The sequence below is a fragment of the Bradyrhizobium altum genome, from assembly GCF_020889705.1.
Classification (GTDB): domain Bacteria; phylum Pseudomonadota; class Alphaproteobacteria; order Rhizobiales; family Xanthobacteraceae; genus Bradyrhizobium; species Bradyrhizobium altum.
This window is the reverse complement of sequence record NZ_JACMYP010000002.1, coordinates 43,127-69,287: the sequence shown is the minus strand read 5'-3', so window position 1 is coordinate 69,287 and position 26,161 is coordinate 43,127. Positions and strand designations below refer to the sequence as shown.

Genomic DNA, 26,161 nt, shown 5'->3' with positions numbered 1-26,161 from the left:
CTCCCTTATTCTGCGGCTTGCGCGAGCTGGCGGCTCTTGCGCTTCTCGGCATAGGCCATCGCGGCCTCGCGGACCCAGGCGCCTTCCTCATGCGCCTTGCGGCGCGCGGCGAGGCGATCGCGGTTGCAGGGGCCGTTGCCGGCAAGCACCTGCTTGAACTCGTCCCAGTCGATCGGGCTGTGTTCCCAATTGCCGTTCTCGTTCTGCTTCATGCCGGGGTCGGGAATCGTCAGCCCGAGGAACTCGGCCTGCGGCACGGTGGCGTCGATGAATTTCTGGCGCAGCTCGTCGTTGGAGAAGCGCTTGATCTTCCACTTGGTCGAGGTATCGCTGTGCCGGCTGACCTGGTCCGGCGGGCCGAACATCATCAGCACCGGCCACCACCAGCGATCGAGCGCGTTCTGCGCCATCGCCTTCTGCTCCGCGGTGCCACGGCACAGCGTCACCATGATCTCGAAACCCTGGCGCTGGTGGAACGACTCTTCCTTGCAGACGCGGATCATCGCGCGCGCATAAGGGCCGTAGGAGCAGCGGCACAGCGGGATCTGGTTCATGATCGCGGCGCCATCGACCAGCCAGCCGATGGTGCCGATGTCGGCCCAGGTCAGGGTCGGGTAATTGAAGATCGAGGAATATTTCGCCTTGCCCGAGAGCATGCCGTCGACGAGCTCCTCGCGCGAGGTGCCGAGCGTCTCGGCGGCGGCGTAGAGATAGAGCCCGTGGCCGCATTCATCCTGCACCTTGGCGAGCAGGGCGGCCTTGCGGCGCAGCGACGGCGCACGGGTGATCCAGTTGCCCTCGGGGAGCATGCCGACGATTTCGGAATGGGCGTGCTGGGAAATCTGCCGGGTCAGCGTCTTGCGGTAGGCCGCAGGCATCCAGTCGTTCGGCTCGATGCGCTCGTCGGCATCGATGCGGGCCTGGAACTGATTGGCACGGACGACATCCTCGACGCCACGATCGTCGCCATCGGATGAATTGAGCGCCTGCGTATACATGGCCGACCTCCCAGTGTGTTGTCAGGCAGTAATATATAACATAAATTTCAGAATGCAAGAAGTTTTTGTAATATGTTCAGATGCCCTCGAAACGGCGCGCCACGGCCCCGTTGGGCTTCGGCAGCGGCCCGTCTTCGTTGGTCGCACGGTCGTCAAGCCATTGTTCCGACGACGGAAGCAGCCCGCGATAGATCTCGCCGCAGAGTTTGCGGGCCGCCCTGCCCGGCCAGTCCTTCGGCAGCAGCTGATACGGCAGCAACGGATCGCGCAGCACGACTCGGCGATAATGATGGATCAGCAGGATGCGCGCGGTGAAGGCGTCGGCATCGCTCAGCTTCTCGCCCCTGGTGATCCAGCCGTGCAGCGGCTCGAACGTCTTCATGAACTTCAGATAGGCGTCCGCGGTGCGATCGAGCGGCCAGCTCTCGCTGAGCAACCTGCGCCCGCTGTCGTCTTCCGCCGACACTTCGAGACGGATCGCGCGCGACGCTTCATCGGGGATCGGCGCGCCCGATGGCGCAACCCACACGCCGGGCAGCGGGCTGCCGAAGCCGGCATTCTTCAACGCCTCGCGCGCGGCGTCGCGGTCCTCGGCATTGCCGATCAACAGCAGCTCGAAGCGGCCGGTCCAGTCCGACGGCGGCGGATCGTAGATGTGCCGCGTTGCGGTGTCGAAGGTCTGCCGGCCCTTCGCGTTCAATCGATAGAAGCTGTTGCGGCCGACCTTGCTGCGCTCGAGCCAGCCGTCGGCAGCAAGCCGTGACATCGCGGTGCGCACCACATTGCCGTCGATGTCGAGCGACTTGAAGAACTCGAGCAGCGTGCCGAGCCACACCGAGCCGCCGCGGGGCACGATGGAATCGCCGAACACGGTGATGATGATCGAGCCGGTGCGTGACGGCTCGCGCTTCAACTGGTCGACGATGCGGGCAAGCGGCTGTGGCATGCCCAACGCATAGCGCGTTTTGTCGATTCACGACAATGCGGGGTGCGGTGTCTCCGCTGCCTCGCTCCGCTCTTGCGGGGAGAGGGTTTGGGGTGAGGGGCTGCCTCCGCAAATTGGACAGACGTGAGTGCGTGGAGACTCCCCCTCACCCGGATCGCATCTGCGATGCGATCCGACCTCTCCCCGCAAGCGGGGCGAGGTAAGGAAAGCGCGCGTCGCTACCGATTGGGATCCGGATAGACAAAGCTGCGCCAGCCGCTGCGATCGAACGGCGCCCACTCGCCGTCCTTCTGCGCGAGGCGATCGGCGACCGCGTAAACCACGGCCGGATGATGGCCCATGCCGCAATGGCTGCTCTCGACCTCGATGCTGTCGGTCATCGACGAGGCCTGCTCGCGACAGCCCTGCCAGGCGCAGACCCCGTCGGTGCGGCTGAAGATCGCGGTGGTCGGCACCGGCGGTGCGCTGGCGAGCGAGCCGCCGAAACGCTGGTCCTCTTCGTCGGCACGGCGACCGCTGGCCATCTCGTAGACGCGCCAGGCGTTGGTCGCCTTCGGACCCGCGGCGAACGGGCTGCCGAGCGTGATCACCTGGCGCACGCGCTCAGGCATCATCTTGGCGAGCTGGCGCGCATAGAGGCCGCCAAGGCTCCAGCCGACCACCGAGACCTTGCGGCCGCTGGTCTCATTCATCTCCTGCAGCAGATCGACCATCCCGTCCTGCACGCCGGCGCGAAGCCCGAGGTTGCGGCCCTGGCGCCAGCCGCTGACGGCATAGCCCTTGCTCTTGAGGACGTCGCGCAGCGGGCGCGTGGACATGTCGGAGGCAATCAGCCCGGGCAGCACCAGCACCGGATGCCCATCGCCGCGCGGCGCGAGGCTCAGCAGCGGCAATGCACCAAGAAAGGCACCAAGCTCGTGAATGGCGCGGCCTTCCAGGAACATCAGTGTCCTGGACGGCGGGCGTAGCGTCTGCGCAGCAACGGACATTTCAACTCCTCTTCGGCACGGCCCCTGACGTCTCGGCGGCCGGCAATGGAATCAACAGGGATGGGTCAACAAGATTGACGCAAACCCGGCGGAATCGTTCCGCAACGCAACAATCAACCTTGAAAAGCTAGGGAACCGGTCACTTTCGTGCAAGCGGCCCAGGTCACACTTGCCACAACTAAAGTGACCTCCGTGCCCAATCGGTCACAGCAGCCGCAGCACGTATTCCAGCGTGTAAAGTGCCAGCCCGGCAAGCCCGCCGATCAGCGAACCGTTGAAGCGGATGTATTGCAGGTCCTTGCCGACATTCACCTCGATCAACGAGATCAGCTGCTCCATGTCCCAGCTCTTCATCTGATCCGCAATGAAGGTCGAGACACCGCTCTTCTGCTCGGCAACGACCGTGCGCAGAACCGCGACCAGGCCCTGGTTGATTTCGGCGCGCAGCTCAGCGTCGCCGTCGAGCGCGTCGCCGGCCTCGACGAACATTCGCGCCAGCTGATGCTGCAGCACCTGCGACTCGCCCGAGGCGCTGCGCTCGATGAAATCCTTGACGTTGGCCCAGATGGTGCGCCCGAGATTGGCGAGCTCCGGCCGCGCCATCAGATCGCGCTTGAGGCCGTCGATGCGATCGGCGAATGTCTTGTCACTGCCGAGCCGGTCGACGAACGACAGCAGCATGCGATCGAACTCGCCGCGGAACGGATGCTGCGGATCGTTGCGCACTTCCTCGAAGAATTTCGTGGCCGAGGCGATGATCCGGTTCACCACGAACTTGTCGGCGCGATAGAGCCTCAACAGCGTCGGCATCTCCGCGCGGACCTTATCGCGGATCACGGCCATGGTCTCCTGCTGCGTCAGCGTCTGGTGCAGCACGCGCAGGATATCGTCGAGCAGGCCGCCATGCTTGCCCTCCTGCACGAAGCCGCGCAGCGCGCCGGCCGCAAGCGGCGCGAGGTCGATCGAAAGCACCTGCGTCGTGACGCGGCGGCTGATGAACTGCATCAGGCCCGAGCTCTCGGTCGCAGCAAACGCTTCGGGCAGCATCCGCAGCACGAAGCGGGCAAGATCCTCCGAGCGTTTGCGGTCGCGCAGCCAGTCGGCGATGAAGCTGCCGAAATCGATCTCGCGCAGCTTGGCCTCGACCGGCCCGGATTCCAGGAAATTGTTCTCGATGAATTCGCCGAGCTTCTCGGCGATGCGTTCCTGATTGCTCTGGATGATCGCGGTGTGCGGGATCGGCAGCCCCAGCGGCCGCTTGAACAGGGCGACGACGGCATACCAGTCGGCCAGCCCGCCGATGGTTGCGGCCTCGGCAAATGCCGCGATGAAGCCGAAGGCGGGATGCACCGGCAGCAGCGCCTTCGATGCGATGAAGATGATGAGGGTTGCCGTCAGCACGCCGGTCGCCAGCCACTTCACGCGCCGCAGCTCGGCCGCGCGTTCGGCATCGATGGGCGTTGCGATGAGGGCGGCGGGAAGGGTCATGGGGGCTTTCGACTGAACGACGACCCTCATCCTCAGGGAGCGCGAAGCGCATCTCGAAGGATGAGGCCCGCATGGTGGCCTCATGGTTCGAGACGGCGCAAGAGCGCCTCCTCACCATGAGGTGATGTATGGGAGTGCGCCCCAAAAAAGAAGGCCCGCAAAATGGCGGGCCTTCGAAAAGGGCAGTGGTCAGCGCAAGCGCGATCAGGCGGTCTTGCTGTAGACCTTGGCGAAGTTGTCCTGCGCGGTCTTCGCACCGTCAGTGACGAGCTTGCCGAGATACTCGGTGGTGGCCTTCGCCCGCGAGACGAACAGTTCGCCACGCGCACGGACCATGTCCGACTGGATCTGGGCGGCTTCGCTCAGCGACTTGGCGGAAGCGAGCTTGTCGATGCCGGCGAAGAACGCCTCGGCGTCCTGGTAGAACGCCTGCTGGATGTTGCGGCTGATCTTGGCGGCCTCGGTCACCGAACCGGCAACGGCGGTCTCGATCACGCTGGTCACCTTCTCGGAGCCGGCATACGCATCGGCGGCGCGGGTCTTGGCGGCCTCGGCCTGCTTCTTCACGAACTCACGGGCGGCTTCCGGAACTTCCATGTTCTGGAGCTTGGTGAACGCCTCGGTGACGGGCGCGAAGGCTTCCTTGACGCTGTTCAGCACGGAATTGGTTTCGGTGGTCATTGGGGTCTCTCCATCCTCGGGTTTGAGCTATGGGCTCACCCCGTCCGGATTGGCCCGGGGCAAGGCTGTTGTGTCACAATTCATGTTGCGCCGCAACATCAATGCTGCAGCGCGATATCACGAACCTGTGAACAGCAAGAATATCCGGCAGATTGCCTAAGGAACCGACGTCTAACGGTCTCTAATTACCGCCAACTGCCTCAGACACCCCGTATGCCTCCATCTGCGCCCGGACCTGCGCCACGTTGTGCCCGAGCACGACGATGTCGTGAGTCTTGCCCTCGACGTCGCGGACATGGTCGCGCAGCAGGGCCTCCGCCTTGAAGCCGAGGCTTTCGAACAGCGCGATCGCCGCCCGCTGGTCGACTGTCATCTGCACCGAGAACTTCTCCAGCCCGGCGCCGAGCGCGATGGCGAAGGTCTCCTGCGACAGCGCCCGGCCGACGCCCTGCCCGCGCACGTCGAGCGACACCACCATCCGGATCTCACCGACATGCGGCGACCAGGAATGCGGATCGCGCACCAGGGTGCCGCAGCCGACCACCTTGCCGTCCTTGATCGCAAGCAGACTCGTGATGTCGCCGCGCTCGATCTCGTTGATCCAGGCCGACAGCACCTTCGGCTGGCTGATGTTGCGCGGCAGGAACAGCAGATCATGCGTCGGCAGCTTCTGCGCGAAGGCCAGCACCGCGGCCTCGTCGGCCCGCTTCATCAGGCGAAACTCGATGTCGCCCGCCTCGGTCTTGACGTGGCGCGGATAGGAACGTTGTTCGGTCATGTCGATCTCTTGCTCAACCAGGAGTCCAGTTTCGGCCACAGCCGCTTGATTGCATTGGCGCCGGCGACCAGCGAGACGTGACCGCCTTTCAGCATCACCTCCTCCTTGTCCTCGGAGCCGATCTTGGTGATCAGGTGCTTTGCCGCATCATACGGCACGATGTGGTCGTGCTCGGCGACCGCGTGCAGAATCGGCACCTTGATGTCGGCGAGCCTGGCCGCGCGGCCGCCGACCGTCATGGTGTCGTTGTAGAGCTTGTTGTCCCACATCAGGTCCTTGGTGATGGCGCGGAAATATTCGCCCGCCAGCGGTAGCGTGTCGGTCGCCCAACGATCGAACATCCGGTACGACTTGACGAAGTCGTCGTTCCAGATGTTGTCCCAGAGCTGGATCTGGCCGACCACGCGCGCGGCCGGCCGCAACATGTCGAACGATTGCAGGATCAGTTCGGGCGGCATGTTGCCGGTGCTGTCGATCAGGCGGTCGACGTCGAAGTAGCGGCGGTCGGCGAAATTCGAGAACAGCTTCATCTCGCGGAAATCGATCGGCGTGGTGAAGCAGATCAGGTTCTTCATCGGCCCGTCGTTGAAGATCGAGCCATAGAGCAGCGACAATACGCCGCCGAAGCAATAGCCGATCACGGAGACTTCCTTTTCGCCGGAATCCTGCTGCACGCGGCGAACCGATTCCGGAATGAAGTCGAGGACGTAGTCCTCCATGCGCAGCGATTTCTCCTCGGGCTTCGGCGCGGTCCAGTCCAGCATGTAGACGTCGAAGCCGCGCTTCAGCAGGAACTCGATGAAGCTCTGCCCCGGCACCAGGTCGAGGATGTAGCCGCGGTTGGTGGTCGCCATCACGATCAGCACCGGCACGCGATAGACTTCGTCGGCCTGCGCCCGGTAGTGATAGAGGTTCATGGTGCCGCGCGAATACAGCACGTCCTTCGGCGTCGAGCCGAGCTCGGGGCCGGAGCTGGAGAAATACTCGACGCCCTTGATGCTGCGCTGAATCGCACGCTGCACCTCGGACTGGACTCGCTCGGAGATCGAGGCGAAATCAAACCCGGTGGGAGCATTCATTTGCTGTCTCCCTCGGATGGCGGGCGCCTGGTGCGCGGCGGCCGTGGCGTTGCGCCATAGCCGTCGTCCGGCGCCAGCGAATTGTGGTGCACCTGCTGCAGCAGCGTCTTAATCTCGTTGAGCTGGGTCTCCATCGATTGCAGGCGCTCGGCCATGCCGACGAGCTGGGCGCGGCTCGGCAGGTTCATCGCCAGCAGATATTTCTCCATCAGCTCGCCGAGCTGCTTCTGCGCGCCCGCCGTGGCGCTGCCGGCCTGATTCATCACCTTGGAGAATTCAGGCGAGCTCATCAACTGGTTGCCGAAGGAGTTGAACCCCTTCTCCATCTCGCCAATCATCGTCTGCCAGATCACGGCAGGGTCGTTGCCCTTGTCGGCCATGAGGCCCTCCTCCACGTCAATTCCGAGCGCTTGTCGCGCTTCCGTTTGTTTGTGCCATACGACACTGTTGCCGCTGATCGGTCAACAGTGCGGCGCGCCCGGCGACGTTGGCGCTCTTCTGCGCTGCGTCAATCCGTGGCAGCATGCAGGTTCCTGACCGCGAATCCAGGAGAGGACGCCCGTGACCACGCTCGCCCATCAGTTGCCGCAACTAACCCGCGCCAACGGCATAGACATCTGCTACGAGATTTTTGGCGATGCGAATGCGGAGCCGCTGCTTTTGATCATGGGCCTCGGCGCCCAGATGATCCATTGGGACGACGAATTCTGTCGCCAGCTTGCCGCGCGCGGTTTTCGCGTGATCCGGTTCGACAACAGGGATATCGGCAAGTCCTCCCGCATGAGCGGCGGCAAGCGGCTGACCGCCCTTGAGCTGCTCAAGCTGCGCTTTCTGAAGATTCCGGTCGCAGCGCCCTACCGGCTGGCCGACATGGCGCGGGACACGATCGGATTGATGGATGCGCTCGGCATCCGCACCGCGCATCTGGTCGGCGCCTCGATGGGCGGCATGATCGCGCAGGAGGTTGCGATCACCTTCCCCGAGCGCGTGCGCTCCCTGACCTCGATCATGTCGACCACGGGCAATCCGAAGATACCGGGGCCGACCCGCGAGGCGACCGCAGTGCTGATGGCGCCGCCGCCGAAGAGCAAGGAGGAGTACTTCGTGCGTTTCGGCCAGACCTGGAAGGTGCTGCGCAACGGCTCGTTCCCTGAGGATGAGGCGCTGGACCCCGAACGTGCGCGGCGCACCTTTGAGCGCGGCCTCAATCCGGAGGGCGTCGGCCGCCAGCTCCGCGCGATCCTCGCCTCGGGCAGCCGCAAGGAGCGGCTGCGCAGCGTCAAGGCACCGACGCTGGTGATCCACGGCACCGTCGATCCGCTGGTGCATCCCGAAGGCGGCAAGGACACCGCGGTCTCGATCCCCGGCGCAAAGCTCCTGATGATCGAGGGCATGGGCCACGCGCTGCCGATCCCGATGTGGCCGCAGATCATCGACGCCATCGACAAGCACGCGCATGGGGCGGCGGTGAAGGCGGCGTGAGGCAGGTATCTTCCGGTGACCATGTGAGCCAGGGGTGCGTTCTTCCGGCTGGCGCGCGGAGGCTGTAGACAGCGCGATGCACTGCGCGGGTCGCGCGCCATCAGCCACCGGGAGTCACCAGATGAAGACCCTTCTCCGGCCGCGGACAGCCGTCGCCGCTCTCCTCCTCGCGCTCGCGTCTTCTGCCGCGATGGCCGCGACCAGCGACGCGCAGCAGGAAGCCAACCGCAAGGCGGTGCTGGCCTTCTACGAGAAGGGGCTGAACCAGAAGGACGCCGACGCGGCACTCGCCTATGTCGGCAACCGCTATGTGCAGCACAATCCCGGCGCGGCCGACGGTCCCGACGGCTTCCGCAAGTTCATCGGCTTCCTGCGCGAAAAATTTCCGAACTCGCACAGCGAGATCAAGCGTTCGTTCGTCGACGGCGACTACGTGATCCTGCACGTCCACGCGGTGCGCGAGCCCGGCACCCGGGGCAACGCGATCGTCGACATCTTCAAGCTCGAGGACGGCAAGATCGTCGAGCACTGGGACGTGGTGCAGCCGGTTCCGGAAACTCCGGCTAACAGCAACACGATGTTCTAAGGCTTCAAGAGCACAGGCGATAGCGAGACAAAAGTCCGACGTCGCCCTGGCGAAATCCAAAACGACGCGTCGCCGTTAGTCCCGTCATCCTGAGGTGCGAGCCTCTTCGGCGAGCCTCGAAGGATGAACGGCCAAAAGTCGGGCCGATTCATCCTTCGAGGCTCGCAGAGCTCGCGCCTCCAGCGACAAAGGCAAAGCCTTTGCGCGGGGATGACGGTGTGAGGGCGTGGGATCGCGCAGCCGGAGCTACCGACTGCGACCGAGCCAGCGCTGTGTCGGGAACAGTTGTACCTGCCAGCGCCGCGCCGCCGCGCCCCACACGCCTTGCGGCATGAACAGCATGATCAGGATGGCGAGCGTGCCGAGCACGACCAGATACAGGCTGCCATACTGGGCGAGATAGGTGACGAGCCCCCACAGCAGGAGCACGCCGACCATCGGGCCTTCGATGGTGCGCACCCCGCCGATCACGACGATGAAGATCACATAGGCGGTCCAGTCGGTGACGCTGAAGGCGGCGTCGGGCGAGATGCGCGCCTTCTGCAGATAGACCACCGCGCCGACCATGCCGGTGGCGAAGGCGACCGCGATCCACAGCAGATGGCGAATCCGCGCGGTGCGGACGCCGACGCTGCGCGCCGCCGCCGCGTTGTCGCGGCTTGCCGCCAGCGCGAGGCCATGGCGCGAGCGGATGAAGGCGTAGATGCCGAGCGTGACCAGCACGGCGAGCAGCAGCGCCAGCCAGTAGACCAGCACGTCGCGCGCGGCCGCCGGACGCAGGCCGAGCAGCGCCTGCACCGCCTTCAGCCCGAACATCTGCGACAGTTCGCTCGGCGAGATCGACATCCCGGTGCCGCCGCCGAGCGACTTGAACTGGGCGCAGATCAGCCGCAGGGCCTCGGCGGCCACCCAGCTGCCTATCGCGAAATACGGTCCCTCCAGCCGGAACAGCAGCGGGCCGAGCACCGCCGCGATCAGCGCCGCGAACAACCCGGCCAGCGGAATCGCCGCAACGGGATCGAGCCCGGCCATCACGATGGCGGCAAACAGCGCATAGGCGCCGAGCCCGACAAACGCCTGCTGCCCGACCGACACCAGCCCGCCCCACCCAGCCAGCACGTTCCAGAGCTGCGCCAGCGTCAGCATGGTGAAGACGAAGATCAGATCCTGGATCAAATTGCGCGAAGCAATCGCCGGTAGCGCGGCAAGCACCGCGACCAATACGATGCCGGCCACGGCGGCAGCGCGTGACAACCGCGTGCCGATCCGAACTTGCCAGACCGGCAGATCCGCCGGACGTTGCTCCCGGCTTGCCGGGACATGGATGCTTTCGACGCTCATGTCCGCCTCGCCGGGAAGAGACCGCGCGGCCGCACCATGAGCACGGCAAGGAAGGCCAGATGGCCGGCCAGGATCTGCCACTCCGGATTGATCCGCCCCCCGATCGCCTGCGCCAGCCCGAGCACGATGCCGCCCGCGAGTGTTCCCCACAGGCTGCCGAGACCGCCGATGATCACGGCCTCGAACGCATAGAGCAGCCGCGCCGGGCCGATCGACGGATCGAAGCTGGCGCGGATGCCGAACACGACAGCGGCGATCACCGACACCGCGAGCGAGAGCCCGACCGCGATCGCGTAGACATTGCGCTCGTTGACGCCCATCAATTGCGCGATCGCGGGATTGTCGGCGGTGGCACGGAAGGCGCGGCCGAGCGAGGTGCGATAGAAAATGACCTGCAGCAGCGCGACGGCGGCGATTGCCGTCACCAGCGCCGTCAGCGGCGCCAGCCCGACGCTCAGGCCGGGCGCCAGCGTCACCGACGAGGATTCGAAGGCGCCTGCCTGCAGCCGCCGGCTGTCGGCGCCGTAGCCGAGCAGCAGTCCGTTCTGGATCACGATCGACAGGCCGAAGGTGACGAGCAGCGGCGGCAGGATGTCGTCGCCGAGCACGGGCTCCAGCACCAGCCGCTGCAGCACGAAGCCGAGCACGAACATCGTCACGACGACCAAGAGGGCTGCGGCCGCAAGCGGCAGGCCGAGCGCCGTGGTCGCGCTAAGCACCAGATAGGCCGCGAGCAGGATCAGGTCGCCATGCGCCAGATTGACGAGGCGCATGATGCCGAAGATCAGCGACAGGCCGAGCGCGAACAGCGCATAGACGCCGCCGAGCAGCACGCCCTCGATGATGGTATCGAACCCGCTCATGGCTCCCTCATGCTCCGAAATAGGCTGCGCGGATCGTGTCCTGATCCACATCCTTGGGCCGTCCGCTCAGCGTCACCCGTCCCTCCCGCAGGCAATAGAACCGATCGGCGGCCCGCAGTGCGCGGGCGATATCCTGCTCGACCAGCACGACCGCGGTGCCGCCCGAGCGAATCTGCGGCAGCATGCGGTAGATGTCCTCCACCACGATCGGCGCGAGGCCGAGGCTGATCTCGTCGCACAGCAGGACCTGCGGGTTCGACATCAGCGCGCGGCCGATCGCCACCATCTGCTGCTGACCGCCCGACAGCGCCGTGACGGCGCCGCGCCGCCGCTCCTTCAGCACCGGGAACATCCGGTAGACGGCCGCGAGATCCCAGGGCGCGCTGCGTTCGCCGCCATAGGCGCCGATCAAGAGGTTCTCCTCGACGCTCAGCGAGGGAAACAGCTGGCGGCCCTCGGGGACCAGCGCAAGCCCGAGCCGCACGATGCTGGCGGCGGATGCATCGCCGATCGCCCGTCCGCCGAGGCGGATCGCATCGGGGCGGCTCTTCACGAGCCCGGCCAGCGACTGCAGCATGGTCGACTTGCCGGCGCCGTTGGCGCCGATCACTGCGACCGCCTCGCCCTCCGCCAATTCGAAATCGATGCCGAACAGCGCCTGGAAGTCGCCATAGAACGCATCGAGCGCCGTGACATTGAGCAGCGCGGTCATGCCGGCACTCCCATGTAGATGGTCTCGACCTCGCGCGAGCGCATCACCTCGGCCGGCACGCCCTGCGCGACCACCTTGCCGAAGTTCAGCACCACCAGCCGCTGCACCACCGCGAGCAGCGCGTGCACCACATGCTCGATCCAGATGATGCCGACGCCTTCGGCATGGATGGTGCGGATGGTCTCGACCAGTTCATGACATTCGGCATCGGTGAGGCCGCCTGCGATCTCGTCGAGCAGCAGCGTGCGTGGCTTGGTGGCGAGCGCCCGCGCCAGTTCGAGCCGCTTGCGATCGAGCAGCGGCAGGCTGCCGGCGAGCCGGTTGGCCTTGGCCTCGAGGCCGGTCAGATCAAGCATGCGGCCGCAATGCTGGACCGCATCGGCCTCCGAGAGGCCGCCACCGAACGAGGCCGCGACAGCAAGATTCTCGAACACCGAGAGGTGATCGAACGGCTGCGGGATCTGGAACGAGCGCCCGATGCCCGCCCGACAGCGCGCTTCGGGAGAGAGAGCCGTGATGTCGACGCCGTCGAGGACGATGCGGCCGGCATCCGGCCGCAGCAGCCCGGTGATCAGGTTGAACAGCGTCGATTTGCCGGCACCGTTCGGCCCGATCACGCCCAGCGCCTCGCCGGAGGAGAGCGTCAGGTCGATTGCGTCGGCAACAACGATGGCGCCGAACCTTTTCGAGATGGCATGGAGTTCGAGCATGGTCGCCCACTGAATGATTGCGGCGGAGAGAAGATGCGCGGCAATGCCACGCATCTCCTGCCTGCGATTCTTGCCTTCGATTCTTGCCTGCGATGAAACGCCGAGTTGCGCTAGCTCAACGCCTGCATGTCGCCGCCGAGCGGGATCTGCGGCGCCAGCTTGTTGTCCGTGATCACCATGTCGTACTTGTCACCGTTGAGCCGCCACTGGCCGCCGACCAGCGGCGTCTTGGCGATGTTCTTCGCCGCGAACGGCGGCACCGCGCTGGAGCCGAACGCGACCTGGCCCACGATCGTATCGAGTTTGGTCGCGCCGATCGCCTTCGCCAGCGCCGCGCCATCGGCCGGATCGCCGGAGCGCCTGATCGCGTCGATCGCGACCTCGAACAGCGAATGCACGAAGCCGATCGGCTGGGTCCATTGCTTGCCGGAGGCCTGCTCGTATCCCTTGGCGAGATCGGCCGCGCTGACGCCGCTGAGGCTTGACTTGTAGGGATGCGTCGGCGTCCACCACACCTCGGTGGAGATATTGTTGCCACCCTTGCCGAGCGCCTGCACGGACGCGGGGAACAGGAGCGCCTTCGCAACCGATACGACCTTCGGCTTCAGCCCCTTCTGCCGCGCCTGGTTCCAGAACGTGGTGAAGTCGGGCGGGATGATCACGCCGGTGATGATCTCGGCATCGGCGCCACGGAAGGCGGCGATCTGCGAGCTGAAATCATCGGTGAGATTCTGGAAGCGGCCGGGATCGGTCAGCTTGAAGCCCTGCTTGGCCATGACAGGCGGAAAGCCGATCGTGGTGTCGCCCCAGGCGTTGCCGTCGGCATCGTTCGGAAACAGCGCGCCGACCGACTTGTTGGACGCGACCTGGCTCCACATGCTGGTGAAGACGCCGATCACATCCTCGAGCCCCCAGAAGTAGTGGAAAGTGTAGTCGAACGGCTTCCAGCTCTTGGGATCGCCGGGGTTGGCCTGGCGGCCGATGAAGTTGGTCTGCCACGGCGCGACCGAGGAGATGCACGGCACCTGCTCCAGCTCGCACTGCGTCGCCACCGGATTGTTGGTCTCGGGCGTGGCGCCGACCACGATCAGGCTGACATTGTCGCGGGTGATCAGTTCCTTGGCGACTTCGGCGGCACGGTTTGGATTCGACTGGCTGTCCTTGGTCACCACCTCGACCGGATAGGTCTGCGATCCGACCTTGACGCCATCTTTGATGAATTTTCTGAATTCGCCGAGCACAAAATCGTCGGCTTCGGCGAAGGCAGCGAGCGGGCCACTCTTGGGCGAGACATAGCCGATCTTGATCGGCTTGTTGGCCGCCCGCACGGAAGGCGCGAACAACGTCGTGCTGCCGGCGGCGGCAAAACCACCGGCAATACCTTGCAGCACGCGGCGGCGATCGAAAGACATTGCGTTCAAGTGGTCCTTGGCGTTCAAATGGTCCTTGGTCATTTTCCCCTCCCTTGAGGCAAGCCGGTTTTCAAGCCGGCTGCCGTTCATTCCGTTCTGAAAATTACCAGCGTCGCGCCGCATCACGCGGCGGCGACGGACTTCGTCTGCGCCTTTGCGCCGCGGCCGAGGATCTGGCCGAACACGTCGCGCAGCACATCGGAGGCGTCAGCCGCCGCCTCCTTGGCGCGCCAGGCGACATACATGTCGGGCCGCACCAGCACGCAGCCGTCCTCATCGACCTCGCTCTGGCGATACCAGTCGGCATAGATGTCGAGCGCATCGCAGCCTTGCGGGCCGATCGTCACCACATCGACCGGCAGGCCGTAGGCCTTCTCGACCGCGGCTGCGGCCGTCTTCCAGCCGTCGCCACCGATCCCGGTGAGCAGCGTGAAGCGGCCCTTGCCGGTGAGATCGAGCGTCGACTTGCGCTGGCCGTGATGCTCGACCCAGACATGCGGCAGGTGCGCGCCGGGCCAGGTGGTGGCCTGATAATAGAGCTCGTGATCCCTGGTAAAGGCCGGCATCGGCGTGCCGTCCGACACGACGGCGGTCGACCCATAGCGCTGGTTCAGCTCGACGCCGTGGCAGTTGAACTCGTAGCTCTTGTTGGCGATGGCTTCATAGAGCTTCTTGCGGCGCGCCTTGCCCTCGGCGGTCGGTGCCTTGCGCGCGGCGATCGCCTTGCGCGCCTCGGCCGGGTCGCTCGAAGCGACGAGGCCCACCGCCTCGAAGATCGGCGGGAAGTCGCCGATGCTCTTGTTGGCGCGAGTCACGATCTGCTTGCCGACCGGCTGGCGCTCGGCCGAATAGGTCTCGAGCAGCGACGGCGCCGCGTGACCCTCGAGCACCAGCTTCAGCTTCCAGCACAGATTGAAGGAATCCTGGATCGCGGTGTTGGAGCCGAGGCCGTTGGTCGGCGGATGGCGATGCACGGCGTCACCGACGCAGAACACGCGGCCGGACGAATAATGGCCGGCATACATCTCGTTCACGGTCCAGGTCGAGGTGGAGCGCACCTTGACCTCGAGGGTCTCGTCGCCGACGAGATTGCGCACGATCGAGATCGCCTCGTCATTAGAGAGCTTGCGCTCGCCCAGCTCGATGTCGTAGCCCCAGATGATCAGCCACTCGTTCCATGGCCGCACCATGCGGATCAGGCCGGCACCGATGCCGCCGATCTCGGCACCGGGCTGCAGCACCCAGTACAGCACGCTCGGCCGATGCGCGACGTACTTGCTCAGATCCGCCTGCACGATGATGTTCATGCTGCCGGCGCGGCCCATCTGGCCCTCCATCGGCAGTCCGATCACTTCGGCGACCCGGCTGCGGCCGCCATCGGCGCCGATCAGGTATTTGGCGCGGATCTGGTAGGTCTCGCCGGACAGGCGATCCTTCACCGTCGCGGTGACGCCGTCGGCATCCTGCACCAGGTCGACGAACTCGGTGTTGAAGCACAGCGAGGTGCCGCGCTGGCCGGCGGCCTCGATCAGGATCGGCTCGAGGAAATTCTGCGGCAGGTCGCAGATGCGCGCGGGACTGGCGAGATCGTAGTCCGCCTTGCGCGAGGGATGATTGCCCCAGGAATAGAGCCGGCCGAACTCCTCGCCGGCGAGGCTCTCGCAGAACACGTTGTTGGCCATCAGGTGCTGCGGCACGGCCTGCGCCACGGCCTTCTCCTCGAGGCCGAGATCGCGCAGCACCTCCATCGCACGCTGGTTGCTGATGTGGGCCCGCGGCGTATCAGCCAGCCAGCCATATTTCGTCACCAGGATGTGCTTGATGCCGTACGTGCCGAGCAGCGCCGCCGCCGTCGCGCCGGCCGGGCCACTGCCGACGACAAGGACGTCGGTCTCAATCGGTTTGCTGGTCATGGTCCTCTCCTTGGTCGTCTTGTTGGTTGCGATCGTCATTCCGCGGCCATCATCGGCTTCGGCACCAGGCCCGCGCCGGGCTTCATCTGGAAGTCGTAAGTCATCAGGTGCCATGGGCCGGAGACGCGCTCGCCGTTGGGCAGCATCGGCTCGCTGCGCGGCTCGACCCGCGCAATGAGCTCGTCCTTGACGCCGAACACCACGTCGCTGCGCAGATATTCGTCGCCATCGAGGAAGACGTGGGTGATCAGCGGCTCATAGCCCTCGGCCTTGACCAGGAAATGCACATGCGCCGGCCGCATCGGATGGCGCTGCGTGGCCGTGATGAGATCGCCGACCGGGCCATCGGTCGGGATCGGATAGCTGCACGGCAGGATGGTGCGGAACGAGAAGCGGCCGTCGGCATCGGTGACGAAGCGCGCGCGCAGCGACGGGCCGTGAGCCGCGTAGTCCGCCTTCTGCGAATCGTAGAAGCCGTCGTCGTCGGCGTGCCAGACGTCGATCTCGGCACCGGCGAGCGGTTTGCCAGAGAGGTCGGTGACGCGGCTCTGCACGAACATCACCTCACCGTCGATGCCTTCGGAAATGTTGGCGCCGTGCGGTGTGACGCGGTGCTCGCCGACATAGAACGGGCCGAGCACCGTGGTCTCGGTCGCGCCCTCGCGCTCGCGGTGATTGACGGCGTCGACCAACATCGAGACGCCGAGCACGTCGGACAGCAGGATGAACTCCTGGCGCAGCGGCGTGCAGGTCTGGCCGGTGCGGGTCAGGAATTCGATCGCCTGATTCCATTCCTCGAAGGTGAGTTCGGTGCGGCGCACCAGATCGTGCAGCGACTTGACCGTCTCCTCGATGAGGAACTTCAGCCGCTTGTTCGGCGTGTTGGCGAAGCTGCTGATCACCTCGTCGGTGAGGTCATGCTCGTTGAAATTGGCCATCGTGTTGTCCTTTGATCTTGAGATGTCAGTGCTGCACGGGCGCATCGCCGCGCCACGCTGCCGCGATCAATTGCTCGATCGGGGCGCGATCTATCGGTCTGGGGTTGGCATAGGGATTGCGCACCGCCATCTCCGCGGCGCGTGCGATGCTGTCCTCGGGCATTCCGATGTCGGAAAGCGCGCGCGGCAGCGCGAGCTGCCGGGCAAGGTCAAACAGGCCCTGCGGTGCGTTGGCACTGTGCAGTGCGCGCGCCACGCGGGTCATGGCCTCCGGCGCCGCCGCGGCGTTGTAGGCAGCGGCGTGGGGCAGCACGATCGCGTGGGTTTCCGCATGCGGCAGGTTGAACATGCCGCCCAGCACGTGGCAGAGCTTGTGGTGCAGCGACATCCCGACCGCGCCGAGGCAGACGCCGCACAGCCAGGCACCATAGAGCGCGTCACGGCGGGCGCCAGGATCGGCCGGCGCCGTCATGATGCGCGGCAGCGCGCGGGCGAGCGCGGCGATGCCCTCCTCCGCCATCAGCGAGGTCAGCGGATTGGCGTCGGGCGCATAGAGTGCCTCGACCGCATGCGCGATCGCATTCAGGCCGCTGGCGGCGGAGATGTGCGGCGGCAGGCTGACGGTGAGATCGACGTCGTAGATGACGGTGTCCGGCACCAGATCCTGGGAATGCTGCGTGGTCTTGATGCCGTTGCTGGTCTCGCCGAGGATCGGCGTCATCTCCGAGCCGGCATAAGTGGTCGGCATCGCGATATGCGGCAGCCCGGTGCGCAGCGACAGCGCCTTGCCGAGCCCGACCGTCGAGCCGCCGCCGATCGCGACCAGCCCATCGATGTCGCGCGACTCGACGATGCGAAGTGCTTCATTGGTGACCTCGACCGGCGTATGCATGCGCGCGCCGGCAAACAGCCCCGCGAGCCTGTCGCCGAGGCCTGCGCCGAGCCGGCGCCCGAGGTCGTGCTGCTCGCTCGTGGTCAGCACCAGCGCCCGCTTGATGCCAAGGCGCTCGCTTTCCTCGCCAAGCCGCGCCGAGGTGCCGGTGCCGAACACCACGCGATATTGCTGCGAGCAATAGGCAAAGGCGCCCTGGCCGGCATCACCGGCGGCCGCAACGGACGCAATGGATCCGCCTCCGGCATCCGGCATCGCGACACTCATGGCATTTCTCCCAAGCCGGCGAACCGGCAATCTCGTCTTGTTGGGAGAAAGCTAGCGGCGGGCGGCCTCGGCGGGCCTGCACGAAACCGGAGAAAATCTGCACGAAACCGGAAAAATCATCCGCGGGCTCGGGCTGGCGCCCATGTCTGTCCCGGCCGCCGATAATAGGGAGCTAATGGCTGCGCCGGTAGCGCCCCGGTGTCACGCCGGTGAAGCGGCGGAACATACGCGTAAAATGCTCCTGATGGGAGAAGCCGCAGGCCAGCGCGATGTCCGCCAGGCTCTGCGTCTCGTCGGCAAGCAGCGCCCGTGCGCGCTCGATGCGCAGATTGAGCACGTATTGGTAGGGCGAGACGCCGCTGGTCGCCTTGAACAGGCGCACGAAATATTCGGTGCTGCGGCCGCACAGCTCCGCCAGCTGGTCGAGCCGGATATCGCTATCGAGATTGGTGTCGACGAACTCGCGGATCCGCGCCATCTGCCTGACGCTCAGCAGGTTCGGATGCTTGCCGGCCTCCACGCTCGGCTTGTGGAAATTGATCGCGACGAAGCGGTTGGCGATCGCCTGCGCGATCGGATCGACGAACAGCGACGAAGCCGGCAGGCCGCTGGTGATGGTATCGCCGATCGCCGCGGCGAGATGCTCCAGCACGGCATCCTGATCGCCGAGCATCGGCGCGAGCCCGCCGATCAGGTTCGCCGCCCCGTCCCGGCCCGCGAACAGATCGGAGCGCAGATAGATGTGGGTGGATTCCAGCGCCTCGCGCAGCACCACGTTGCAGGCGTGCCCGGCCGGCAGGAAGAACACCCCGCCGCGCGGGATCTGCCGGGCAACCGACTTGCCGTCCATCACATAGGTGATGTCGACCGGGCCACCCCGGTGCAGCACCATCAGATTGTCGGAGAGCGCGTGGAAGTGCCCGTCAAACGGCCGCTCGCGCTGAACCGAGGCAAACGCCGTCGACCAGCCGAGCCCTTCGCTCGAGCCGCGGAATTCGGCCTGGAAGCGGTTCAGGATCCCGTGCGTCTCCTGCACCCCAAAATTCGACGTCGCCTGCATCCGACAGACCAAGGGCTCAAGGCTTCGGTGCCATCGAGTGAAACCCAACGGCCCTCGATTTTCAACACAATCGAACCGAACGGCGCTGCTGGAGGTCTTGCTGCGTCGCAATAGCGGCGCCCGCTACTCCTTGACCGCGATCCAGATCACGTGGCGCACGCCGCGACCACGGCCGGTGGCGCGGACGGCAATCTCGTTGACGGCGAACCCGGCGCGGGACAGCGATTTCGGGAATTTCGCGTTCGGACCGGACGACCAGACGGCGAGCACGCCGCCGCGCCGCAGCGCCGTGTGGGCGATCTTCAGTCCAGAGATGTCATACAGCGCGTCATTGGCCTTGCGGGTCAGGCCTTCCGGGCCGTTATCAACATCGAGGAGAATTGCATCGTAGCTGCGCGGACTGCGCTCGATCACATCGGCGACATCCACCTCCTGGATGCTGACGCGTGGATCGGTCAGGCTGTCGCCGAAGATCTCGGCCATCGGGCCCCTCGCCCAGGCGACCACGGCCGGCACCAGCTCGGCCACCACGATTTCCGCCTCGGGTCCAAGCACGGTCAGCGCCGCCCGCAGCGTAAAGCCCATGCCGAGGCCGCCGATCAGAAAACGCGGCCGTGCGACCTTCTCGATCTTCTTCGCAGCGAGCGTCGCCAGCGCGGCTTCCGAGCCCGACAGGCGGCTGTTCATCAGCTCGTTGGTGCCGAGCATGATCGAGAATTCGCGGCCGCGCCGCATCAGGCGCAATTCACCTTCGGTGCCGGGAATGCGCGCGGTATCGATCTTTTCCCAGGGAATCATGCGGCGGCTTGTAACATGGGCGTCAGGGCGGGCGAAGCTAGCGCCCAGAGAATGCGAAATAGTGACTCACGAATGGCGCAACAAACTCAGTGTCGTCCCTGCGAAAGCCGGGACCCATAACCACCGAAGGTGATTGTTGCGCACCGCTGGGGCCGCAGCCCTCTTCAACGACTCAACCCCGTGGTTACGGGTCCTGGCCTTCGCCGGGACGACGATGGGGAAAGAAACCTGCCCTCAACCGCATCACGGTCGTCCCCGGCGCCGAGCCTAACCGCCGGCCCAGACGTCGAGCACGTAGCGGTTCCTGGTGCCCATTTCGTCGATCCAGCGCGCGGCGGCGTCGGTGTCGGCTCCGCTGCGCTCGCGATAGATCGACATCAGGGTTGCCTTGACGTCGGGCTCCATCTTGCCGCCGTCGCCGCAGACATAGACGATGGCGCCCTTCTCGATCAGCTCCCAGACCCGATCCTTCTGCGCGGCGACGAGGTGCTGCACATAGGTCTTGGGCCCATCGGCGCGCGAGAAGGCGGTGTAGAGTTCACCGACGCCGTCGGCTGCGAACGCCTTCAGCTCATCCGCATAGATGAAGTCCTGCTCCGGATGGCGGCAGCCGAAGAACAGCATCGCGAGGCCCAGCGCCGCGCCCTGCGCCTTGCGCGCGGCGCGCTCCTGCAGGAAGCCGCGGAACGGCGCGAGCCCGGTGCCCGGCCCGATCATGATGAGCGGCACGGCGTTGTCGTCAGGCAGGCGGAAGCCGGCCTTGGTCTCCTTGATCGTGGCGTGGACGGTGTCGCCGGCACGGCGGCGCGCCAGGTAGTTCGAGCAGACGCCCTTGTAGATCCCGCGTCCCGAGCTCGCAGGCGCTTCCACCACGCCCACGGTGATGCTGCAGCGCTGTGCCTCGCCGGCCGGAGATGACGAGATCGAGTAGTAGCGCGGCGCCAGCAGCGACAGCATTTCGAGGTAGAGATGGAACGGCAGCTCGCAGGCCGGATATTCCTCGAGCAGATCGAACACCGATTTGCGCCTGGCCAGCACCTCGGTGCGGTAGCGCCCGGCGGAAGCTTCATCGTCGCCGACATAGGCCATCAGCTTCGGCTTGGTCACCGGGCAGCGCGTGTGCTCGGCCATGATCTGGATCTGCTTGCGGGTCGCGACCTGCTGCAGCTCGACGAATTCGGTGAGCAGCCGCCCGACCGACACGGCGTTGCCGACCGGCAGTTGCGCGCGGCGGCCTTCCGAGACCTGCAGGCGGATCTGGTCGGCCGGCAGGAAGCCGAACCGGCGCGCAATGGAATCGACCAGGGTCGGATCGTTGCGCGGCACCACGCTGAGGTGATCGCCGACGCGATATCTGAGACTGGCCGGCAGCTCGACCTCGATATGCCGGGTCGAGCGCTCCGACGGATGGGCGCCTTCCTTGTTCTGCAGCTCGTTGTTGGCGAGCACCTTCATCGGCACCGCGCCGCCCTGCGTCAAGATGGTGTTGACCGCGCCCTGCGCCACCGGCTCGATCGCGTAGAGCGGTTCGTCCTCGGCGGTGCGGGTGAAATTCCAGTCGATACCGAACTCCTTGGTCGCGACCTTCGCGGCCTCCGGGAACCATTTCTGGAACTGGCCGTCGAGATCGCTGCGCGCATCGCCCTCGCCGCGCGGATAGACCGCACGCGCACCATGCTTGGTCAGCTGCTCGTCGATGAAACGCGGCACCGACTGGTAGGTCGCCGCCCAATCGCTGTTGCCGCAGCCGAACACCGCGTAGCGAACCTTGGCGAAAGCGTCCTTCGGCAGATCGCTTTCAAGCCATTTGACGAATTGCGTCGCATTGTCGGGCGCCGCGCCATTGTAGGAGGCGCAGATGATCAGGACGCCGCCCTCGTCCGGCAGCTTGCCGACATAGTCGTCCAGCGGACCGAGCCGCACCGCGAACCCGTTGATCTCCGACAGATCGGCCATGCGGGTCGCCAGCTCCTCGGCCGAACCGAGGTTGGAGCCGTACAGCACCAGCATCGGGGTGTTGTGACCGGGGCGCGTGGTCGGTGCGCGCGGTGCCTTCGGCGCGGCCGCAACGGCGCCCGTGCTGCCCGCGAACGCGCCGCGATCCCTGTCGTCGCGCGGCCGCACCTTGATCCTGAAGCCGTCGGGCTTGACCGTCAGCGTCTCCTTCAGGTGCATCTGGTAGCGATGCACGTCGAGCAGCCTGAAGCGTTGCAGGATCATCCCGATCGCGAGCGCCGCCTCGTGCATGGCAAAGCCGCGGCCGATGCAGGCGCGCTGGCCGTTGCCGAACGGTTTCCAGGCGTTGATCGGGCGCTTGGCCTCCGCCTCGCGGCTGAAATTCTCGGGATCGAATACATCGGGGTTCGGGCCCCAGACGGAGGGATCACGATGCAGCGCCATCACCAGGACCGTGATGAAGGTGTTCTTCTTCAACTTATATTTGCCGCCGATCGTCTCATCGTTGAGCGGCGCGATGCCGTAGGCCGGCGCCGGTGGCCACAGCCGCAGCGCCTCCTTCAGGCATTGGGTGATGTAGGTGAGCTGCGTCACCTGCTGATAGGTCGGCCGCGCATCGACGTCGGGCCCAAGGACGCGATCGACCTCCTCATAGGCCTTCTTCAGCACCTCGGGATGCTTCAACAGCGCGTAGATCGTGCACGACAGCAGACCGCTGGTGGTCTCGTGGCCGGCGATCAGGAAGGTGTTGATCTGGTAGCGGATGTTGACGTCGTCGAGCTGCTCGCCGGTCGCGCGATCGACGCCGGTCATCATCGCGGCCAGCATGTCTTTCTTGTCGCTGGTCACGTCGGTATTGCCGCGCCGCTCGGCGATGATCTCGTCGACCATCTTGTTCATGAAGCCGACGTCGTCGGTCAGCGTCTTGCGCCGCTTCTGCATCCACAGACCCTCGAGCGGCAGGCCGCGGGTCATCATGATGGTCTCGAGCGAGCGCACCAGCGATTCCACGAAAGGGTGGTAGTCGCGGCGGTAGAACGAATTGAAGCGATAGTCGAAGCCGCAGAGCCCGATGGTGTCGAGGGTCAACGCCGTCATGTCGTGGACGACCTCGATCTCCTCGTCGGCGTTGAGGCGCTCCCACTTCTTGACCAGCTGCTCGGCGATATCGACCATGCTCGGGTGATACGACTGCATGGCGCGGTTGCCGAACGGCTGCATCAGGATGTTGTGCGCCTTGCTCCAGTTCGGCTCCTTGGTGTCGGCGGTGAACAGCCCGTCGCCGCCGACCGCACGCACCCGGCGCAGCGAGCCACGTACCGCCTTGTCGAAGCGCTTCTCGTCGGAGAGCTCGTCGACCAGATCGTGACCGGAGACGATCACGAGCGGCGCACCCATCATGTCGAGCCAGAAGATGGGCCCGAGCTCCTTGGAGAGCTTCACCAGATGCTGCACCGGCGCGTTCGAATCCAGCGACAGCATGTTGCCGACCACCGGCTTCGTCGGCGGATGCGGAATCGGACTCAGTCTGTTGCCGGACGCCATCTCGGAAGTGCCCCCTCACTACTCGCCGTCATCTTGCATAACGGCTTTGCCGTTATTGCTCGAGGAGCGCGCACCGCGCGCGTCTCGAAGGATGGCCGCTTGCTCCAGTCCCTCTCATCCTTCGAGGCGCGCCGAAGCCGGCGCGCACCTCAGGATGACGCCTAGCCGAATTTTCGTTTACGCCACTCGATCAGCTTGGCGCTGACCTCGTCCGGCTTTTCCTGCTGCGTCCAATGGCCGCTGTCGTGGACCAGATATTTTTCGAGATCCGGCACCAGTCTCTCCATGCCGTCGGCCGCCGAGGGCGGCAGCACCGCATCATTCTCGGCCATGATCATCAGCGACGGCACCCGCACATTGTGGTCGAGCCCCGCCGAACGTTCCCAGTTGCGGGTGAAGTTGCGATACCAGTTGATGCCGCCGGTGAAGCCGGTCTTGGTGAAGGTGTCGACGAACACCTTCTTCTCCTCGGCCGACAGAATCGGCGTCCGCGGATCGTGTTTGGCGTCGTAGTTCGCGATCATCTGCGGGAACGCCAGGTTGAGCCGCGCCGAGGCGCCGACGCCGGCGATCGGCTGTTCCTCCGGTATGCCCGGCGGGCGCGCCGCCGGCTTGCGCATAAAGGCGTCGAAGGTCTGCTCCACACGGCTGCCGAAGATGCGGTCGGGCTCGCGCGCCGGATCCTGGAACTGGACGATGTACATCTGGTCGCCGAAACGCTGGCGGAACAGCGCGATCGGATCCATCGGCGCGCGGTTCAGATGCGGCGTGTTGACGCCGACGACGCCGGCAACCCGCGACGGATGCCTGAGCGGCATCTGCCAGACGACAAAACCGCCCCAGTCGTGACCGACGAAGATCGCCTTGTCGATCTTGAGATGGTCGAGCAGGCCGACGAGATCGCCGGTCAGGTGCTCCATGTCGTAGGCCTCAACCGGCTCCGGCCGGTCGGTCGCGCCATAGCCGCGCTGATCCGGGGCGATCACCCGGATGCCGGCTTCACCCAACGCCTTGATCTGGTGGCGCCAGGAGAACGCCAGCTCGGGCCAGCCGTGGCACAGCACGACCGGCGGCGCGTCTGTCTTGGGACCGGCTTCGTAAAACCCCATGCGGATGCCGTTGGTCTCGGCGAACTGCAGCGGTGGCATGTCAATCATGGACGGAAATCCTATTCGGCCGCGCCCTTAATGTCGGCAGGCGGAGGCGCGAATGCCGCCTCGAGTGCATCGAATTCAAGCGGCAGCATGTCGCACATCACCTGCACATGGGGGATGATGTTGGCACCGACGATGAAGCCGAAATCGAGCTGATCGCGGTAGCTCTGCACGGTGATGTTGAGCGCGATCCCGTGGGTCGAGATCGAGACCGGGAAGATGTGCAGCAGCTCCGCGCCAGCCGCGTACAGCGTCTGCCGCGGCCCCGGCACGTTCGACACCGTGATGTTGGTGGCCGGCGGCAGCACATTGGACAGGTCGGATCGGCTGTAGAGCAGCGCCATGATCTGCACCAGGATCGGCGCGCCGAGCAGCGAGATGTTGGAGACCTGCGGCACCAGGGCGCGCAGCGGATGCGACATCTCCTTGGACTTGGTGGATTGCGCAATGATGGTTTCGAGCCGCTTCTTCGGATCCTCGACGTCGGTCGCGATCGAGCAGATCATACCGAACACCTGGTTGTTGGATTCGGCGTTGCCTTCCTCGCGCAGCGAGATCGGCACGCCGGCCGTCAGCGACTTGTTCGGCAGCGCGCCCTGGCTGATTAGATAGCGCCGCACCACGCCCGAGGCGAGCGCCAGCACGACGTCATTGAGCTTGCCGCCCGATGCTTTCGCCAGCGCCTTGGCGCGCGACAGCGAGATCGAGGTGCCGGCAAAGCTGCGCTCCGACGAGATCGCCTTGTTGAGGATGGTCGGCGGCGAGGACATCGCTTGCAGACTCTCGCGCGACCTCGGATCGGCGATCTTGGCGACGACGTCGGACAGGCTCTTGAGCACGGTCGGCATGGAGCCCGCGAACTTCACCGCGCTCTCGATCTGGAACATGGCATTGTCGAACAGGATCGAGCCGAGGTCGCTCTTGCCGGAGCGCGGCAGTTCCAGGCTCTTTTGCGCGGTGGCGGCCGCCTCGAACGGCTGGGTCCAGAGCTGCTGATAGGCGTCGATCAAATTGGCCGCGATGTCGCGCGGCTCCGGCGCGACCTTCTTCGCGCTCGGTGGCTCGATCTGCCGTGGCACTGGCGTCAGGTCGTAGATCATGCTGGTCAGCGCCGCGCCGGCGCCGCCGTCGATGCAGGCGTGGTGCATCTTGGAATAAAGCCCGATCTCGTTGTCTTTCATGCCCTCGAAGACGTAGAACTCCCAGAGCGGGCGGGCGCGGTTCAACAGCTTGGCGTGCATCCAGCCGACGATGCGCTCCAGCGTCGCGCGGTCGCGCGGCGCGGGCAGGCTGGCGCGGAAGATGTGGCGGTCGATGTCGAACTGGTCGTCCTCGACCCAGGACGGGTGATCGATGTCGAGCGGCGCCTTCTGCAGCCGCGCCTTGAGGATCGGCGCAACGTGCAGCCGCGAGGCGATCATCGCCTTGAACTCCTCGAAGAAGTCACCCTTGTAGCCGTCGGGCAGCCGGAAGATCGCCATGCTGCCGACATGCATCGGCATTTCCGGAGTTTCCAGATACAGAAACGATGCGTCCAGCGAGGACAGCTTTTTGGCGTCGCTCATGATCTCCT

General features: G+C 65.4%; 23 protein-coding genes. 2 read left to right on the top strand and 21 right to left on the bottom strand.

Going from position 1 to position 26,161, the window contains the following annotated elements:
* Positions 1–5: 5 nt before the first annotated feature.
* The 8 genes from paaA to H8B02_RS01400 all read right to left on the bottom strand — a co-directional run bounded on the left by paaA (position 6) and on the right by H8B02_RS01400 (position 7,339).
* Positions 6–998, bottom strand: a complete 993-nt coding sequence (gene paaA / locus H8B02_RS01435) for a 1,2-phenylacetyl-CoA epoxidase subunit PaaA (RefSeq protein WP_229164343.1) — start codon at positions 996–998, stop codon at positions 6–8.
* Between the two features lie 76 nt (positions 999–1,074).
* Positions 1,075–1,944: a phenylacetic acid degradation operon negative regulatory protein PaaX gene (gene paaX / locus H8B02_RS01430; protein ID WP_229164341.1), complete on the bottom strand. Its 870-nt coding sequence runs from the start codon at positions 1,942–1,944 to the stop codon at positions 1,075–1,077.
* Between the two features lie 218 nt (positions 1,945–2,162).
* The gene (locus H8B02_RS01425; RefSeq protein ID WP_229164339.1) at positions 2,163–2,933 is read right to left on the bottom strand and encodes an esterase/lipase family protein; all 771 of its coding nucleotides are present in this window, start codon (positions 2,931–2,933) and stop codon (positions 2,163–2,165) included.
* A gap of 204 nt (positions 2,934–3,137) precedes the next feature.
* The gene (locus tag H8B02_RS01420; RefSeq protein WP_229164337.1) at positions 3,138–4,421 is read right to left on the bottom strand and encodes a DUF445 domain-containing protein; all 1,284 of its coding nucleotides are present in this window, start codon (positions 4,419–4,421) and stop codon (positions 3,138–3,140) included.
* A gap of 204 nt (positions 4,422–4,625) precedes the next feature.
* The gene (locus H8B02_RS01415; protein WP_229164330.1) at positions 4,626–5,102 is read right to left on the bottom strand and encodes a phasin family protein; all 477 of its coding nucleotides are present in this window, start codon (positions 5,100–5,102) and stop codon (positions 4,626–4,628) included.
* A gap of 181 nt (positions 5,103–5,283) precedes the next feature.
* Complete coding sequence (locus H8B02_RS01410) at positions 5,284–5,880, bottom strand: GNAT family N-acetyltransferase (protein WP_176532683.1); 597 nt, start codon at positions 5,878–5,880, stop codon at positions 5,284–5,286.
* A complete protein-coding gene (locus H8B02_RS01405; RefSeq protein WP_229164328.1) occupies positions 5,877–6,959 on the bottom strand; it encodes a PHA/PHB synthase family protein in 1,083 nt (360 codons plus the stop codon). The genes H8B02_RS01410 and H8B02_RS01405 overlap by 4 nt, the downstream gene beginning before the upstream one ends.
* Positions 6,956–7,339 carry a hypothetical protein gene (locus H8B02_RS01400; protein ID WP_229164326.1) on the bottom strand — a complete coding sequence of 128 codons (384 nt, stop codon included), beginning with the start codon at positions 7,337–7,339 and terminating at the stop codon, positions 6,956–6,958. The genes H8B02_RS01405 and H8B02_RS01400 overlap by 4 nt, the downstream gene beginning before the upstream one ends.
* 181 nt (positions 7,340–7,520) lie before the next feature.
* On the opposite strand from H8B02_RS01400, the gene H8B02_RS01395 reads away from it, so the two are divergent.
* Positions 7,521–8,441 carry an alpha/beta fold hydrolase gene (locus tag H8B02_RS01395; protein ID WP_229164324.1) on the top strand — a complete coding sequence of 307 codons (921 nt, stop codon included), beginning with the start codon at positions 7,521–7,523 and terminating at the stop codon, positions 8,439–8,441.
* 190 nt (positions 8,442–8,631) lie between these two features.
* Positions 8,632–9,027: a nuclear transport factor 2 family protein gene (locus H8B02_RS01390; protein WP_376711586.1), complete on the top strand. Its 396-nt coding sequence runs from the start codon at positions 8,632–8,634 to the stop codon at positions 9,025–9,027.
* Positions 9,028–9,273: 246 nt separating this feature from the next.
* Here H8B02_RS01390 and H8B02_RS01385 read toward each other — a convergent pair whose 3' ends face one another.
* The 13 genes from H8B02_RS01385 to H8B02_RS01325 form a co-directional block, all read right to left on the bottom strand.
* Complete coding sequence (locus H8B02_RS01385) at positions 9,274–10,368, bottom strand: branched-chain amino acid ABC transporter permease (protein WP_229164320.1); 1,095 nt, start codon at positions 10,366–10,368, stop codon at positions 9,274–9,276.
* Positions 10,365–11,231, bottom strand: a complete 867-nt coding sequence (locus H8B02_RS01380; protein ID WP_229164318.1) for a branched-chain amino acid ABC transporter permease — start codon at positions 11,229–11,231, stop codon at positions 10,365–10,367. Before H8B02_RS01380 ends, H8B02_RS01385 begins: the two co-directional genes overlap by 4 nt.
* A 7-nt stretch (positions 11,232–11,238) precedes the next feature.
* A complete protein-coding gene (locus H8B02_RS01375) occupies positions 11,239–11,943 on the bottom strand; it encodes an ABC transporter ATP-binding protein (RefSeq protein WP_229164316.1) in 705 nt (234 codons plus the stop codon).
* Positions 11,940–12,707 (bottom strand): ABC transporter ATP-binding protein, encoded by a 768-nt coding sequence (locus tag H8B02_RS01370; protein WP_229164315.1) that lies wholly within the window; start codon positions 12,705–12,707, stop codon positions 11,940–11,942. The genes H8B02_RS01375 and H8B02_RS01370 overlap by 4 nt, the downstream gene beginning before the upstream one ends.
* Positions 12,708–12,763: 56 nt before the next feature.
* Entirely contained in the window at positions 12,764–14,107 is a 1,344-nt protein-coding gene (locus H8B02_RS01365) for an ABC transporter substrate-binding protein (RefSeq protein WP_376711584.1), read from the bottom strand.
* Positions 14,108–14,187: 80 nt separating this feature from the next.
* The gene (locus tag H8B02_RS01360; protein ID WP_229164313.1) at positions 14,188–15,978 is read right to left on the bottom strand and encodes an FAD-dependent oxidoreductase; all 1,791 of its coding nucleotides are present in this window, start codon (positions 15,976–15,978) and stop codon (positions 14,188–14,190) included.
* 35 nt (positions 15,979–16,013) lie between these two features.
* On the bottom strand, positions 16,014–16,916 hold the full coding sequence (locus H8B02_RS01355; protein WP_229164311.1) for an intradiol ring-cleavage dioxygenase: 903 nt from the start codon (positions 16,914–16,916) through the stop codon (positions 16,014–16,016).
* A gap of 25 nt (positions 16,917–16,941) precedes the next feature.
* On the bottom strand, positions 16,942–18,063 hold the full coding sequence (locus tag H8B02_RS01350) for a maleylacetate reductase (protein ID WP_229164533.1): 1,122 nt from the start codon (positions 18,061–18,063) through the stop codon (positions 16,942–16,944).
* Between the two features lie 184 nt (positions 18,064–18,247).
* A complete protein-coding gene (locus tag H8B02_RS48345) occupies positions 18,248–19,111 on the bottom strand; it encodes a helix-turn-helix domain-containing protein (protein ID WP_229164309.1) in 864 nt (287 codons plus the stop codon).
* A 147-nt stretch (positions 19,112–19,258) separates the two neighbouring features.
* Positions 19,259–19,933, bottom strand: coding sequence for a polyamine aminopropyltransferase (locus tag H8B02_RS01340; protein ID WP_229164307.1), 675 nt, complete (start codon positions 19,931–19,933; stop codon positions 19,259–19,261).
* Between the two features lie 267 nt (positions 19,934–20,200).
* Positions 20,201–23,434: a bifunctional cytochrome P450/NADPH--P450 reductase gene (locus H8B02_RS01335; RefSeq protein WP_229164304.1), complete on the bottom strand. Its 3,234-nt coding sequence runs from the start codon at positions 23,432–23,434 to the stop codon at positions 20,201–20,203.
* A 161-nt stretch (positions 23,435–23,595) separates the two neighbouring features.
* Complete coding sequence (locus H8B02_RS01330) at positions 23,596–24,591, bottom strand: alpha/beta fold hydrolase (protein WP_229164298.1); 996 nt, start codon at positions 24,589–24,591, stop codon at positions 23,596–23,598.
* A gap of 11 nt (positions 24,592–24,602) precedes the next feature.
* Positions 24,603–26,153 (bottom strand): WS/DGAT/MGAT family O-acyltransferase, encoded by a 1,551-nt coding sequence (locus H8B02_RS01325; protein WP_229164296.1) that lies wholly within the window; start codon positions 26,151–26,153, stop codon positions 24,603–24,605.
* Positions 26,154–26,161: the final 8 nt, after the last annotated feature.

Excerpts from the sequence above, each read along its gene's own strand:
- H8B02_RS01400 (WP_229164326.1), bottom strand. The coding sequence starts at position 7,339 with ATGGCCGACAAGGGCAACGACCCTGCCGTGATCTGGCAGACGATGATT.
- H8B02_RS01325 (WP_229164296.1), bottom strand. The coding sequence starts at position 26,153 with ATGAGCGACGCCAAAAAGCTGTCCTCGCTGGACGCATCGTTTCTGTAT.
- H8B02_RS01405 (WP_229164328.1), bottom strand. The coding sequence starts at position 6,959 with ATGAATGCTCCCACCGGGTTTGATTTCGCCTCGATCTCCGAGCGAGTC.
- paaA (WP_229164343.1), bottom strand. The coding sequence starts at position 998 with ATGTATACGCAGGCGCTCAATTCATCCGATGGCGACGATCGTGGCGTC.
- H8B02_RS01415 (WP_229164330.1), bottom strand. The coding sequence starts at position 5,102 with ATGACCACCGAAACCAATTCCGTGCTGAACAGCGTCAAGGAAGCCTTC.
- H8B02_RS01355 (WP_229164311.1), bottom strand. The coding sequence starts at position 16,916 with ATGGCCAATTTCAACGAGCATGACCTCACCGACGAGGTGATCAGCAGC.
- H8B02_RS01420 (WP_229164337.1), bottom strand. The coding sequence starts at position 4,421 with ATGACCCTTCCCGCCGCCCTCATCGCAACGCCCATCGATGCCGAACGC.
- H8B02_RS01330 (WP_229164298.1), bottom strand. The coding sequence starts at position 24,591 with ATGATTGACATGCCACCGCTGCAGTTCGCCGAGACCAACGGCATCCGC.
- H8B02_RS01380 (WP_229164318.1), bottom strand. The coding sequence starts at position 11,231 with ATGAGCGGGTTCGATACCATCATCGAGGGCGTGCTGCTCGGCGGCGTC.
- H8B02_RS01365 (WP_376711584.1), bottom strand. The coding sequence starts at position 14,107 with ATGACCAAGGACCATTTGAACGCCAAGGACCACTTGAACGCAATGTCT.
- paaX (WP_229164341.1), bottom strand. The coding sequence starts at position 1,944 with ATGCCACAGCCGCTTGCCCGCATCGTCGACCAGTTGAAGCGCGAGCCG.
- H8B02_RS01425 (WP_229164339.1), bottom strand. The coding sequence starts at position 2,933 with ATGTCCGTTGCTGCGCAGACGCTACGCCCGCCGTCCAGGACACTGATG.
- H8B02_RS01410 (WP_176532683.1), bottom strand. The coding sequence starts at position 5,880 with ATGACCGAACAACGTTCCTATCCGCGCCACGTCAAGACCGAGGCGGGC.
- H8B02_RS01370 (WP_229164315.1), bottom strand. The coding sequence starts at position 12,707 with ATGCGTGGCATTGCCGCGCATCTTCTCTCCGCCGCAATCATTCAGTGG.
- H8B02_RS01335 (WP_229164304.1), bottom strand. The coding sequence starts at position 23,434 with ATGGCGTCCGGCAACAGACTGAGTCCGATTCCGCATCCGCCGACGAAG.
- H8B02_RS01385 (WP_229164320.1), bottom strand. The coding sequence starts at position 10,368 with ATGAGCGTCGAAAGCATCCATGTCCCGGCAAGCCGGGAGCAACGTCCG.
- H8B02_RS01360 (WP_229164313.1), bottom strand. The coding sequence starts at position 15,978 with ATGACCAGCAAACCGATTGAGACCGACGTCCTTGTCGTCGGCAGTGGC.
- H8B02_RS01350 (WP_229164533.1), bottom strand. The coding sequence starts at position 18,063 with ATGCCGGATGCCGGAGGCGGATCCATTGCGTCCGTTGCGGCCGCCGGT.
- H8B02_RS01390 (WP_376711586.1), top strand. The coding sequence starts at position 8,632 with ATGGCCGCGACCAGCGACGCGCAGCAGGAAGCCAACCGCAAGGCGGTG.
- H8B02_RS01340 (WP_229164307.1), bottom strand. The coding sequence starts at position 19,933 with ATGATTCCCTGGGAAAAGATCGATACCGCGCGCATTCCCGGCACCGAA.
- H8B02_RS01375 (WP_229164316.1), bottom strand. The coding sequence starts at position 11,943 with ATGACCGCGCTGCTCAATGTCACGGCGCTCGATGCGTTCTATGGCGAC.